Here is a 13,148-nt window from a genome sequence, read left to right as displayed (position 1 = left end):
GCCCTGAAAGGGCTCACCCCCACCCCGGCAGCGTTGCCGGTGGCCCGAGGAGTTATTCGTGACCAGCACAGCGCAGGCACCCAAGTCAGGAGCCGGGACGGCTCAGCCCGAACATCTCGGGCATGTCATCTTCATCGCGGCGGCGGCCGCGATGGGCGGCTTCCTGTTCGGCTACGACAGCTCCGTGATCAACGGCGCCGTCGAGGCCATCCGGGGCCGCTACGACATCGGCTCCGCAGCGCTGGCCCAGGTCATCGCCATCGCCCTGATCGGCTGTGCCATCGGTGCCGCCACCGCGGGCCGGATAGCCGACCGCATCGGCCGTATCCGCTGTATGCAGATCGCCGCGGTCCTCTTCACCGTCAGCGCCGTCGGCTCCGCACTGCCCTTCGCGCTGTGGGACCTCGCCCTGTGGCGCATCATCGGCGGCTTCGCCATCGGTATGGCCTCCGTGATCGGCCCCGCCTACATCGCCGAGGTCGCCCCACCCGCCTACCGCGGCCGGCTCGGCTCCTTCCAGCAGGCGGCGATCGTCGTCGGCATCGCCATCTCGCAGCTGGTCAACTGGGGTCTGCTGAACGCCGCCGGCGGCGACCAGCGCGGCAAGCTGATGGGCCTGGAGGCCTGGCAGGTCATGCTCGGCGTCATGGTCGTCCCGGCCGTCCTCTACGGGCTGCTCTCCTTCGCCATCCCCGAGTCCCCGCGCTTCCTGCTCTCCGTCGGCAAGCGTGACCGCGCCCGGGCGATCCTCGCCGAGGTCGAGGGCGAGCACGCCGGTCTGGACGCCCGTGTCGCCGAGATCGAGCACGCCATGAAGAGCGAGCACAAGTCCTCCTTCAAGGACCTGCTCGGCGGTGGCTTCTTCTTCAAGCCGATCGTCTGGGTCGGCATCGGCCTGTCGGTCTTCCAGCAGTTCGTCGGCATCAACGTCGCGTTCTACTACTCCTCGACGCTGTGGCAGTCGGTCGGTGTGGACCCGTCGGACTCCTTCTTCTACTCGTTCACCACGTCGATCATCAACATCGTCGGCACGGTGATCGCGATGATCTTCGTGGACCGCGTCGGCCGCAGGCCGCTCGCCCTCATCGGCTCGGTCGGTATGGCCGTCGGCCTCGCCCTGGAGGCCTGGGCGTTCTCGTACCACCTGGTCGACGGCAAGCTGCCGAGCACCCAGGGCTGGGTCGCCCTGATCGCCGCCCATGTGTTCGTCCTCTTCTTCGCCCTGTCCTGGGGTGTGGTCGTCTGGGTCATGCTCGGTGAGATGTTCCCGAACAAGCTCCGCGCCGCCGCCCTGGGCGTGGCCGCCGCCGCGCAGTGGATCGCCAACTGGGCGATCACCGCGAGCTTCCCGTCGCTGGCCGACTGGAACCTCTCCGGGACCTATGTGATCTACACGGTCTTCGCCGCGCTCTCCGTCCCGTTCGTCCTGAAGTTCGTGAAGGAGACGAAGGGCAAGTCCCTGGAGGAGATGGGCTGACGCCCACCCCGAACTCGAGGAGAAAGGCCAAGTCCCCGCTGCCTCTCTCCTCGACACCCTTCCGTCGCCCGGCTCGGCCACTGCCCGAGCCGGGCGACGGTGCGTGTGCTCCGGCCCGCTCGCGCTCCCGGGAGACCGCCGCGGTGCCGGACGGTCAGTCGCCGAGCCGCGGCAGCACCCGTTCGCAGAACAGCTGCAGACCGCGCCACCCCTCGTCCAGCGGCATGCCGCCCGCCAGCGGGTGCAGTACATAGCTGTCGAGGCCGAGGCTCAGGCAGGCCTCGGGCGTCAGGATGCGGTAGACCCCCTCCGCGCGCAGCTCGTCCACCGTCGTGGCGGCCGACCGCACCGCCGAGCGGATGCCGCCGGACTGCCAGCCGGCGTAGGTCCGCGCCTCGTGCAGAAAGTGTCCGCCGTATACGGCCCACGCCCGGTCCGGGTCCTCCGCGACGTGCAGCAAGGGGGTCTCGGCGGCGGGCATCATCGTCCAGCCCTCGGTGCCGTACTCGACGAGCCGCTCCTTGTAGTACGCCTCCAGCTCCGGCAGGTGTGCGCTCGGGAAGAAGGGCAGACCCAGGCGCGCGGCCCGGCGGGCCGCCGCCTTCGAGGAGCCGCCGACCAGCAGCAGCGGGTGCGGCTGGGTGTACGGGCGCGGCGTGACGCGCACGGTACGGCCGCGGTGGCGGAACTCCTCGCCGGTCCACGCCTTCAGCAGAGTCTGGAGCAGTTCGTCCTGGAGCCGTCCGCGCCGCGTCCACTCGACGTCGAAGAGGGCGTACTCCTCGGGCCGGTACCCGATGCCCGCGACGGTGACCAGCCGGCCGCCGCTCAGCAGATCGAGGACGGCGATGTCCTCGGCCAGCCGCAGCGGGTCGTACAGCGGGCCGATGACCGCCGACACCGTGACCATGAGCCGGCGGGTCGCGCCGAGCACCGCGCCGGCGAAGGTGAACGGCGACGGCAGCCAGTTGTCCGCCACCCCGTGGTGCTCCTCGGTCTGCACGGTGGTGATCCCGCGGTCGTCGGCGTACGTGGCCATCTCCAGCGCCGCGCGGTAGCGCGCCCCCAGCGAGGCGGGGGTCGCGCCGGGTTCGACGAGGTTGAGACGTACGACCGAGACGGGCATGGGAGGGGCCCCCTTCACCTTCGCCGGCGGGTATGCCACGAGGACCGTAGCTGACGGGCCGTCAGAGAACCAGGCCTCCACACCCGGAGCCGCCGCCGAACGGCCCGCAGGCCGGTCGCGCATACTGGACCCGTTATGGAATTCGTCATCCTTGCCGTAGTCATCGCCGTGGTCGTGCTCGGCGTGCTCGGGCTCGTCGTCGGCAGCCGCAGGAAGAAGCCGCTGCCCCCGGCGCCCCCCACGACACCCGACATCACCGCCCCTCCGGCCGAGCCGCACGTAGGCGACGAGGCCGAGACACCGCGCGACGAGGAGCGCCGGACGATCGAGGAGGTGGACCTCCCGGCGGCCTCCGCTCCCGTCACCGTGGAGGAGCCGCCGACCGTCGAGGCGCCCCCCATCGAGATCCCGGAGCCCACCGCCGGCCGTCTCGTCCGTCTGCGCGCCCGCCTGTCCCGCTCGCAGAACGCACTGGGCAAGGGGCTGCTCACGCTCCTGTCCCGCGAGCATCTCGACGACGAGACCTGGGAGGAGATCGAGGACACGCTGCTCACCGCCGACGTCGGCGTGCAGCCCACTCAGGAGCTGGTCGAGCGGCTGCGCGAGCGGGTCCGGGTGCTCGGCACCCGCACGCCCGCGGAGCTGCGCGGGCTGCTGCGCGAGGAGCTGCTCCAGCTCATCGGCACCGACATGGACCGCGTCGTCCGCACCGAGCCCGAGACCAGCAAGCCCGGCATCGTGATGGTCGTGGGTGTCAACGGCACCGGCAAGACCACCACCACCGGCAAGCTCGCCCGCGTCCTCGTGGCCGACGGCCGCACCGTCGTCCTCGGTGCCGCCGACACCTTCCGCGCCGCCGCGGCCGACCAGCTGCAGACGTGGGGCGAGCGGGTCGGCGCCCACATCGTGCGCGGCCCGGAGGCCGGGGACCCCGCCTCGGTCGCCTTCGACGCGGTCAAGGAGGCCAAGGAGATCGGCGCCGACGTCGTCCTCATCGACACGGCCGGACGCCTGCACACCAAGACCGGCCTCATGGACGAGCTGGGCAAGGTCAAGCGCGTGGTCGAGAAGCACGCCCCGCTGGACGAGGTGCTCCTGGTCCTCGACGCGACCACCGGACAGAACGGTCTCGTCCAGGCGCGCGTCTTCGCCGAGGTCGTGGACATCACCGGCATCGTGCTCACCAAGCTGGACGGCACGGCCAAGGGCGGCATCGTGGTCGCGGTCCAGCGCGAGCTGGACGTCCCGGTGAAGCTGATCGGTCTCGGCGAGGGCCCCGACGACCTGGCGCCGTTCGAGCCGGAGGCGTTCGTTGACGCCCTCATCGGAGACTGACCACTTAGCGGAGTACGACGCTCATCCCCCGGTCCCTCCCCACACGAAGACAGCGCCCGCCCCCCACGATGCACCGGAGGGCGGGCGCTGTCTTCGTGTGGGGAGCTGTCCTTTCCGGGTGGGCACACGAGAAGGGCCCCGTCCGCGTGGGCACGCGACAAGGGCCCCCGCCGCACGGCGGTGGCCCTTGGTCCTTGGTCCTTCGCGAGGACCGTCGTCTAAGGAGTGCCGGACGCCGCCCAGGCCCGGGAGCGGTGGGCCACATGGGCCAGCGTGCCGATCAGCAGTCGCGCGGCGGGCGGTCTCGTCGCCGAGTCCAGCGACGGGGTGCGCAGCCAGCGGACCGGGCCGCGACCGCCACGGTCCGAGGGCGGGGCCGTGATGTGCGCCCCAGGACCCAGGGCGTGCAGATCGAGGTCCGCGTCGTCCCAGGCCATCCGGTACAGCAGCGAGGGGAGCTCGGCCGCCGAACCGGGGGCCACGAAGAACTGGGCCCGGCCGTCCGGCGTCGCCGTGACCGGGCCGACCGGGATGCCCATGCGCTCCAGCCGGACCAGGGCGCGGTGCCCCGCCGCCTCGGCGACCTCGATCACGTCGAAGGCGCGGCCCACCGGCAGCAGCACCGCCGCGCCGGGCACCTCGGCCCAGGTCTCGGACGCCTCGTCGAGCGTCGCGCCGGCCCGCACCATGGGGGCGAAGCTCAGCGGATGCGCGCCGGGGGCGGCGCAACCGGTGTCACCGCACGAGCAGGCCCCCGCGGCCGCCCGTGCGCCCGGTACCACGTCCCAGCGCCACAGTCCCGCGTACTCGGCCACGGCGAGGCACTCCGAAGAGCGGCCCCGGCGTCGGGCGCCGGGGCGGATCTCGCGGATGCTCCGCGTGCCGCCGATCGTGAAGCCCATGCCCCCTCCAACGGGTTCGGCGCACCGATGGTTACGCCCCGGAATCAGATCGTGACTCTGCGTCCTGTGTCTCCCGCGTTCTCGCCGGGGCGTACCCGGTGGCGCACGGGGTGGTGAGTCGAGTGGCGTGCGCCGGTGAATACCTCGCTCCATCCACTTCCGGCTGTCATGTGTCAAGTGAATCGCGCCCGGGCGAGGGCGAGTTCATTCAAAGGGGTGGCGAATGGTGGCGCTTATGGATTCGCCATGGCTGGGCGGGTGATCGTAGGACTACTTTGAGTGCACGGTTCCTGGGGACGCATGCACTCGTGGGTATGCCGGAGGCAAGCCAGGTTCCCGGCCGGCGGTCGAGAACCGCCGGACGCGGGGCCGCGTCACCGGCATTCTGGTAAGGCTTGGCGCACACAGCGCACAGGTGGATTCAGGGATGGGGGCTCCAGTGGGCGGCAACGGCGGAAGCGGGACGAACGCTGAGAAGCGCCCCAATGAGCTGCTCGGCTCATGGTTCGTGCGCAGTGGCTGGTCGAAGGGCGAGCTGGCGCGTCAAGTGAACCGCAGGGCCCGCCAGTTGGGGGCCAACCACATCTCCACGGACACCTCCCGGGTGCGCCGCTGGCTGGACGGGGAGAACCCGCGCGAGCCGATCCCGCGCATCCTCTCGGAGCTGTTCTCCGAGCGCTTCGGCTGTGTGGTCTCCATCGAGGACCTGGGACTGCGCACCACCCATCAGTCACCCTCCGTGGCCGGAATCGACCTGCCCTGGACGGGCCCGCAGACGGTGGCGTTGATCAGCGAGTACTCGCGCAGCGACCTGATGCTGGCGCGGCGCGGCTTCCTCGGTGCCTCGCTGGCCCTGTCCGCGGGCCCGTCCCTCATCGAACCCATGCAGCGCTGGCTCGTGCCGAGCCCCACCGCCCCGCGCGAGGAGCCCGAGCCCGCCGCGTCCGGGCGCCGCGGCAGGCTGTCCCGGCCCGAGCTGGACCTCCTCGAGGCCACCACTGTGATGTTCCGCAAGTGGGACGCCCAGTGCGGCGGCGGACTGCGCCGCAAGGCCGTCGTGGGACAGCTGCACGAGGTGACCGACCTCCTCCAGGAACCCCAGTCCGAGGCCACCGCCCGGCGTCTGTTCAAGGTCGCCGCCGAGCTGGCCGAGCTGGCGGGCTGGATGAGCTACGACGTGGGACTGCAGCCCACCGCGCAGAAGTACTTCGTCCTCGCGCTGCACGCGGCCAAGGAGGCCGGCGACAAACCGCTCGGCTCCTACATCCTCTCCAGCATGAGCCGCCAGATGATCCATCTGGGCCGGCCCGACGACGCCCTGGAACTCATCCACCTCGCCCAGTACGGCAGCCGGGACTGCGCGAGCCCGCGCACCCAGGCGATGCTGTATGCGATGGAGGCCCGGGCCTACGCCAACATGGGCCAGCCCGGCAAGTGCCAGCGTGCCGTCCGGATGGCCGAGGCCACCTTCTCCGACGCCGACGACTTCGACGAGCCCGAGCCCGACTGGATCCGCTTCTTCTCCGAGGCCGAGCTGCACGCCGAGAACTCCCACTCCTACCGCGACCTCGCCTATGTCGCGGGCCGCAGCCCCAGCTACGCCTCCCTCGCCCAGCCGCTGATGCAGAAGGCCGTCGACGGCTTCGCCGAGGACGGTGAGCACCAGCGGTCGTACGCACTCAATCTGATCGGCATGGCCACCGTGCACCTCCTCCAGCGCGAGCCGGAACAGAGCGCGGTGCTCGCGCGGCAGGCCATGGACATCGCCCGAAAAGTGCGGTCCGAACGGGTCAACACTCGTATTCGAAAGACCGTCGACACGGCCGTGCGCGACTTCGGCGACCTTGCCGACGTCGTCGAACTGACCGATCACCTCGCCACCCATCTGCCCGAGACCGCCGAGGCGGGCTGACCTCCGGCCCACCGGCCCACCAGGGCACCCACGACCCCGGCCGCGGCCGCCATCCCGAACTGCCCGACTCGGCTCCCCCATGCCAGGTCATCGGATGGCTGTCGCGGCCGGACGCATGGTCCTCGCCGCCCGGAAGGGCGTGACACCCGCGTACCCCGTCGACCACCACGGGCCTGCGCGGAAGACGGCCGCGATGTCATCGCCGCGATGCCGTTCACCGAAGGTTGCGCCACGATAACGATCAACCGCGCCGGCCTCCGGCGGTTCATCAACGCGTAACACGCTCGGCACCTTCGTCACTGCGGCGAAACATCGAGGGGCAACGACCGAAACCGCGCTGCGTCAACCTCATGGCGCATAACCGGCCCACCCCTCATGACCGGACCGCTCTCAGGCTTCGCCCGCACGGGGCCGTACCAACCGACGAGGAGACGCCGATGGCACCAGCCATCATGCTTGCGGCAGACGCACCCAAGCTGTCGTCCGCCAATACCGGCTTCATGCTGATCTGTTCCGCCCTGGTGATGCTCATGACCCCGGGCCTGGCCTTCTTCTACGGAGGCATGGTCCGCGTCAAGAGCACCCTGAACATGTTGATGATGAGCTTCATCAGCCTCGGCATCGTCACCATCCTGTGGGTGCTCTACGGCTTCTCCATGGCCTTCGGCGACGACAAGGGCTCCATCGTCGGCTGGACCTCCGACTACGTCGGCTTCAGCGGTATCGGCAAGATGGACCTCTGGCCCGGCTACACCATCCCGGTCTTCGTCTTCGCCGTCTTCCAGCTGATGTTCGCGATCATCACGCCCGCCCTGATAAGCGGCGCGCTCGCGGACCGGGTGAAGTTCAGCGCCTGGGCCCTGTTCCTCGTGCTGTGGGTGACGATCGTGTACTTCCCGGTCGCCCACTGGGTCTGGGGCACCGGCGGCTGGGCCTACGAGCTGGGGGTCATCGACTTCGCCGGCGGTACGGCGGTCCACATCAACGCCGGTGCGGCGGCACTCGGAGTGATCCTCGTCATCGGCAGGCGCGTCGGCTTCAAGAAGGACCCGATGCGTCCGCACAGCCTCCCCCTGGTCATGCTCGGCGCGGGCCTGCTGTGGTTCGGCTGGTTCGGCTTCAACGCCGGTTCCTGGCTCGGCAACGACGACGGCGTCGGCCCGCTGATGTTCGTCAACACCCAGGTCGCCACCGGCGCGGCCATGCTCGCCTGGCTCGCCTACGAGAAGATCCGCCACGGCGCGTTCACCACGCTGGGCGCAGCCTCCGGTGCCGTCGCCGGCCTCGTCGCGATCACCCCGTCCGGCGGCGCGGTCTCCCCGCTCGGCGCGATCGCCGTCGGCGCCATCGCCGGTGTCCTGTGTGCCATGGCCGTCGGCCTGAAGTACAAGTTCAACTACGACGACTCCCTCGACGTCGTCGGCGTCCACATGGTCGGCGGCATAGCCGGCTCCCTGCTCATCGGCCTCTTCGCCAGCGGCAGGGGCCAGTCCGACGTCAAGGGCCTCTTCTACGGCGGCGGCCTCGACCAGTTCTGGAAGCAGTGCGCCGGAGTCTTCGCCGTCCTCGCCTACTCCCTGATCGCCTCCGCGATCCTCGCCTTCCTCCTCGACAAGAGCATCGGCATGAGGGTCACGGACGACGAGGAGATCTCCGGCATCGACCAGGCCGAGCACGCCGAGACCGCATACGACTTCAGCGGCGCGGGCGGCGGCGTCATCGGCTCCGCCACGGCCCTGGCCGCCCCGCAGAGCAAGAAGGTGGACGCATGAAGCTCATCACCGCCGTCGTGAAGCCTCACCGCCTCGACGAGATCAAGGAGGCCCTCCAGGCCTTCGGGGTGCACGGACTGACGGTCACCGAGGCGAGCGGCTACGGTCGGCAGCGAGGACACACCGAGGTCTACCGCGGTGCCGAGTACACGGTCGACCTCGTCCCCAAGATCCGTATCGAGGTGCTGGCCGAGGACGACGACGCCGAGCAACTGATCGATGTCATCGTCAAGGCGGCCCGCACCGGCAAGATCGGAGACGGCAAGGTCTGGTCCGTCCCGGTCGAGACGGCCGTACGGGTCCGGACCGGCGAGCGCGGACCCGACGCGCTGTAAGGCAGCTACGGAACAAGGAGTCGCCGGGTGACGGGTACGGACGTACACACGGAAGCAGAGAGCGTGGGACCCAGCGGCTACGCGGCGGCCCGGCTGCGCCTCCTCACCGAGGAGGCGCGGTCCGGGCCGCCGCGCCGTACCGCCCTGGCCGAACTGACGGACGGGTGGCTCGCCGACCTGTTCACCGCCGGTGCCGAGGGACTGCGGGGAGTGTCCCTGGTCGCCGTCGGCGGTTACGGCCGCGGTGAGCTGTCCCCCCGCAGCGACCTCGATCTGCTCCTGCTGCACGACGGCGGCGACGGCACGGCGGTCGCCGCCCTGGCCGACCGCATCTGGTATCCCGTCTGGGACCTCGGCCTCGCCCTCGACCACTCCGTCCGCACCCCCGCGGAGGCCCGTAGGACCGCGGGCGACGACCTGAAGGTGCAGCTCGGCCTGCTAGACGCCCGGCACCTCGCGGGCGACGCCGCCCTGACGGCGGGCCTGCGGACGGCCGTCCTCGCCGACTGGCGCAACCAGGCGCCCAAACGGCTCCCCGAACTCCAGGAACTGTGCGCCGAGCGGGCCACCCGCCAGGGCGAACTGCAGTACCTGCTGGAACCGGACCTCAAGGAGGCACGCGGCGGCCTGCGCGACGCCACGGCCCTGCGCGCGGTGGCCGCCTCCTGGCTCGCCGACGCCCCGCGCGAGGGGCTCGCCGACGCCCGGCGCGGACTCCTGGACGTACGGGACGCGCTGCATCTGGCCACCGGACGCGCCACCGACCGGCTCGCCCTCCAGGAACAGGACCAGGTCGCCGCCGAGCTGGACCTGCTGGACGCCGACACCCTGCTGCGCCAGGTGTACGAGGCGGCGCGCGTGATCTCGTACGCCAGCGATGTGACCTGGCGCGAAGTGGGGCGCGTCCTGCGCTCGCGCGGCGCCCGGCCCCGGCTGCGCGCCATGCTGGGCGGCGGCAAGCCGGTCGCCGAGCGGTCCCCGCTGGCCGAGGGCGTGGTGGAACAGGACGGAGAGGTGGTGCTCGCCCGGACCGCGCGCCCCGAGCGCGACCCCGTGCTCCCGTTGCGCGCGGCCGCGGCCGCCGCGCAGGCCGGCCTCCCGCTCTCCCTGCACGCCGTACGCCGCATGGCCGCCATCGTGCGCCCGCTGCCCACGCCCTGGCCCGCCGAGGCCCGCGAACAGCTGGTGACCCTGCTGGGCTCCGGCCGCCCGACCGTCGAGGTCTGGGAGGCACTGGAGGCCGAGGGACTCATCACCCGGCTGCTGCCCGACTGGGAGCGCGTGCGCTGCCGCCCGCAGCGCAACGCCGTGCACCTGTGGACCGTCGACCGGCATCTGATCGAGACGGCCGTGCGCGCCTCCGAACTGACCCGCCGGGTCGGCCGGCCCGACCTCCTCCTGGTCGCCGCGCTGCTGCACGACATCGGCAAGGGCTGGCCCGGCGACCACTCCGTCGCGGGCGAGATCATCGCCCGGGACGTGGCCGGCCGTATCGGCTTCGACCGCGACGACATCGCCGTGCTCGCCACCCTGGTACGCCACCATCTGCTGCTGGTGGAGACGGCGACCCGGCGCGACCTGGAGGATCCGGCCACCGTGCGCTCGGTCGCCGAGGCCGTCGGCTCACAGGGCACCCTGGAACTGCTGCACGCGCTCACCGAGGCGGACGCGCTCGCCACCGGACCCGCCGCCTGGTCGACCTGGCGGGGCGCACTGGTCACCGACCTGGTCAAACGCGTCTCGGCACTGCTCGCCGGAGACGAGCCCGACGCCCCGGAGGCCGCCGCGCCCACCGCCGAACAGGAACGGCTCGCCATCGAGGCGCACCGCACGGGCGGCCCCGTGCTCGCGCTGCGCGCGCAGACCTCACCGCCCGCCGAGGACGCGGGCGGTGAGCCGGAACCCCTCGGTGTGGAGTTGCTCGTCGCCGTACCCGACCAGCCCGGAGTGCTGCCCGCGGTGGCGGGTGTCCTGGCCGTGCACCGTCTCACCGTCCGCACGGCGGAGCTACGCGCCCTCAGGCTGCCCGACGGCGTCCACGACGGCTCGGTCCTGCTGCTCGACTGGCGGGTGGCGGCACAGTACGGCTCCCTGCCGCAGGCCGCACGGCTGCGCGCCGACCTCGTACGGGCCCTGGACGGCTCCCTGGACGTCGCGGCGCGCCTCGCCGAGCGGGACGCGGCCTACCCGCGCCGCCGGGGCGTGGTGCCGCCCCCGGCGCGCGTGAGCGTCGCCCCGGCCGCCTCCCGGCACGCCACGGTGATCGAGGTACGGGCCCAGGACGTGCCGGGGCTGCTGTTCCGGATCGGGCAGGCGCTGGAGAAGGCGGGGGTGCGGGTGCGCAGTGCGCATGTGTCGACGCTGGGCTCCAACGCCGTGGACGCCTTCTATGTGACCGGTGGGGCGGGCGACTCGCTGCCGGGCGAGGAGGCGGCCTCGGTGGCGCGGATGCTGGAGGAGACGCTGCGGGCGTGACCGAGGGCCCTGGGGCAGGTCCGTGGACGTGACCAAGGACATGCCCCAGGACAAGCCCATGGACATGGGCGAGCGCATGCCCTGGGACAAGCCCGAAGGTGTGGCCGAGGGGTGACCGGGACCCTCGGCGTGAAATGTGTCCCCGACCGCTGTGTCCGGCGGGCGGGGACGCATTGCCCGCGCGGCCGGATACCCTGGAGGGCAGTCCCGAACGCCCCCGACCCCGAGGACCGACGCCACCGTGTTCGATACCCTCTCCGACCGCCTTAGCGCGACTTTCAAGAGCCTCCGCGGAAAAGGCAGGCTGAGCGAGGCGGATATCGACGCCACCGCGCGCGAGATCCGTATCGCGCTCCTCGAAGCCGACGTGGCTCTGCCGGTGGTCCGGACCTTCATCAAGAACGTCAAGGAGCGCGCCCTCGGCGCCGAGGTCTCCAGGGCCCTGAACCCGGCCCAGCAGGTCCTCAAGATCGTCAACGATGAGCTGGTCACGATCCTCGGTGGTGAGACCCGCCGCCTCCGCTTCGCCAAGCAGCCCCCTACCGTGATCATGCTCGCGGGTCTGCAGGGTGCCGGTAAGACCACCCTCGCGGGCAAGCTCGCCCGGTGGCTCAAGGAGCAGGGCCACTCGCCGCTCCTGGTCGCCGCCGACCTCCAGCGCCCCAACGCGGTGAACCAGCTCAGCGTCGTCGCCGAGCGCGCGGGCGTCGCCGTCTACGCGCCCGAGCCGGGCAACGGCGTCGGCGACCCGGTGAAGGTCGCCAAGGACTCCATCGACTACGCGAAGTCCAAGGTCCACGACATCGTGATCGTGGACACCGCCGGCCGCCTCGGCATCGACCAGGAGATGATGCAGCAGGCGGCGGACATCCGCGACGTCGTACAGCCCGACGAGATCCTGTTCGTCGTCGACGCGATGATCGGTCAGGACGCCGTCAACACCGCGGAGGCGTTCCGCGACGGCGTCGGCTTCGACGGTGTGGTCCTCTCCAAGCTCGACGGTGACGCCCGTGGTGGTGCGGCCCTGTCGATCCGGCAGATCACCGGCAAGCCGATCATGTTCGCGTCGAACGGCGAGAAGCTCGACGACTTCGACGCCTTCCATCCGGACCGGATGGCCTCCCGCATTCTCGACATGGGTGACCTGCTCACCCTGATCGAGCAGGCGGAGAAGACGTTCAGCCAGGAAGAGGCCGAGAAGATGGCCTCCAAGCTGGCGTCCAAGAAGGGCCAGGACTTCACCCTGGACGACTTCCTGTCCCAGATGGAACAGGTCAGGAAGATGGGGTCGATCTCCAAGCTGCTCGGCATGCTCCCGGGCATGGGTCAGATCAAGGACCAGATCAACAACCTCGACGAGCGGGACGTGGACCGCACGGCCGCGATCATCAAGTCGATGACCCCGGGCGAGCGCCAGGACCCGACGATCATCAACGGCTCGCGCCGCGCCCGTATCGCCAAGGGTTCCGGCGTCGAGGTCAGCGCGGTCAAGAACCTGGTCGAGCGGTTCTTCGAGGCCCGCAAGATGATGTCCCGCATGGCCCAGGGCGGCGGCATGCCCGGGATGCCGGGCATCCCGGGGATGGGCGGCGGCCCCGGCCGCACGAAGAAGCAGCCGAAGAAGGCCAAGGGCAAGCAGCGCTCCGGCAACCCGATGAAGCGCAAGCAGCAGGAGCTGGAGGAGGCCGCGCGGCGCGCCGCGGCGGCCCAGGGCCAGGGCGCCCTCGGCCTGCCGCAGCAGGCCGATCAGGACTTCGAGCTGCCGGACGAGTTCAAGAAGTTCATGGGCTGACCTGGGCTGACCGGCCCGCACG

General features: G+C 71.1%; 9 protein-coding genes. 7 read left to right on the top strand and 2 right to left on the bottom strand.

From position 1 onward, the window contains the following. Positions 1 to 58: 58 nt before the first annotated feature. The gene (locus ACFY2Z_RS16005; RefSeq protein WP_390744776.1) at positions 59 to 1,477 is read left to right on the top strand and encodes a sugar porter family MFS transporter; all 1,419 of its coding nucleotides are present in this window, start codon (positions 59 to 61) and stop codon (positions 1,475 to 1,477) included. A 154-nt stretch (positions 1,478 to 1,631) separates the two neighbouring features. On the opposite strand, the gene ACFY2Z_RS16000 is transcribed toward ACFY2Z_RS16005, so the two are convergent. Further along, positions 1,632 to 2,603 (bottom strand): LLM class flavin-dependent oxidoreductase, encoded by a 972-nt coding sequence (locus tag ACFY2Z_RS16000; protein ID WP_390744775.1) that lies wholly within the window; start codon positions 2,601 to 2,603, stop codon positions 1,632 to 1,634. Positions 2,604 to 2,738: 135 nt separating this feature from the next. On the opposite strand from ACFY2Z_RS16000, the gene ftsY reads away from it, so the two are divergent. Next, a complete protein-coding gene (gene ftsY / locus ACFY2Z_RS15995; RefSeq protein ID WP_390744774.1) occupies positions 2,739 to 3,938 on the top strand; it encodes a signal recognition particle-docking protein FtsY in 1,200 nt (399 codons plus the stop codon). 218 nt (positions 3,939 to 4,156) lie between these two features. Here ftsY and ACFY2Z_RS15990 read toward each other — a convergent pair whose 3' ends face one another. After that, complete coding sequence (locus tag ACFY2Z_RS15990) at positions 4,157 to 4,840, bottom strand: bifunctional DNA primase/polymerase (protein WP_390744773.1); 684 nt, start codon at positions 4,838 to 4,840, stop codon at positions 4,157 to 4,159. A 439-nt stretch (positions 4,841 to 5,279) separates the two neighbouring features. Here ACFY2Z_RS15990 and ACFY2Z_RS15985 point away from each other — a divergent pair, with 439 nt between their 5' ends. The 5 genes from ACFY2Z_RS15985 to ffh all read left to right on the top strand — a co-directional run bounded on the left by ACFY2Z_RS15985 (position 5,280) and on the right by ffh (position 13,126). Continuing rightward, positions 5,280 to 6,752, top strand: a complete 1,473-nt coding sequence (locus tag ACFY2Z_RS15985) for a hypothetical protein (protein ID WP_390744909.1) — start codon at positions 5,280 to 5,282, stop codon at positions 6,750 to 6,752. 437 nt (positions 6,753 to 7,189) lie between these two features. Continuing rightward, on the top strand, positions 7,190 to 8,524 hold the full coding sequence (locus ACFY2Z_RS15980) for an ammonium transporter (RefSeq protein WP_390744772.1): 1,335 nt from the start codon (positions 7,190 to 7,192) through the stop codon (positions 8,522 to 8,524). Continuing rightward, positions 8,521 to 8,859 (top strand): P-II family nitrogen regulator, encoded by a 339-nt coding sequence (locus ACFY2Z_RS15975; protein WP_018544752.1) that lies wholly within the window; start codon positions 8,521 to 8,523, stop codon positions 8,857 to 8,859. The genes ACFY2Z_RS15980 and ACFY2Z_RS15975 overlap by 4 nt, the downstream gene beginning before the upstream one ends. A 27-nt stretch (positions 8,860 to 8,886) precedes the next feature. Further along, positions 8,887 to 11,334, top strand: coding sequence for a [protein-PII] uridylyltransferase (locus ACFY2Z_RS15970; protein WP_390744771.1), 2,448 nt, complete (start codon positions 8,887 to 8,889; stop codon positions 11,332 to 11,334). 241 nt (positions 11,335 to 11,575) lie between these two features. Further along, entirely contained in the window at positions 11,576 to 13,126 is a 1,551-nt protein-coding gene (ffh, locus tag ACFY2Z_RS15965; protein WP_390744770.1) for a signal recognition particle protein, read from the top strand. Positions 13,127 to 13,148 lie beyond the last annotated feature (22 nt).

Source organism: Streptomyces sp. NPDC001222, assembly GCF_042896945.1.
GTDB classification, from domain to species: domain Bacteria; phylum Actinomycetota; class Actinomycetes; order Streptomycetales; family Streptomycetaceae; genus Streptomyces; species Streptomyces gibsoniae.
This window is presented reverse-complemented; position numbering and strand designations above follow the sequence as displayed.

Excerpts from the sequence above, each read along its gene's own strand:
- ACFY2Z_RS16000 (WP_390744775.1), bottom strand. The coding sequence starts at position 2,603 with ATGCCCGTCTCGGTCGTACGTCTCAACCTCGTCGAACCCGGCGCGACC.
- ftsY (WP_390744774.1), top strand. The coding sequence starts at position 2,739 with ATGGAATTCGTCATCCTTGCCGTAGTCATCGCCGTGGTCGTGCTCGGC.
- ACFY2Z_RS15990 (WP_390744773.1), bottom strand. The coding sequence starts at position 4,840 with ATGGGCTTCACGATCGGCGGCACGCGGAGCATCCGCGAGATCCGCCCC.
- ACFY2Z_RS15980 (WP_390744772.1), top strand. The coding sequence starts at position 7,190 with ATGGCACCAGCCATCATGCTTGCGGCAGACGCACCCAAGCTGTCGTCC.
- ACFY2Z_RS15975 (WP_018544752.1), top strand. The coding sequence starts at position 8,521 with ATGAAGCTCATCACCGCCGTCGTGAAGCCTCACCGCCTCGACGAGATC.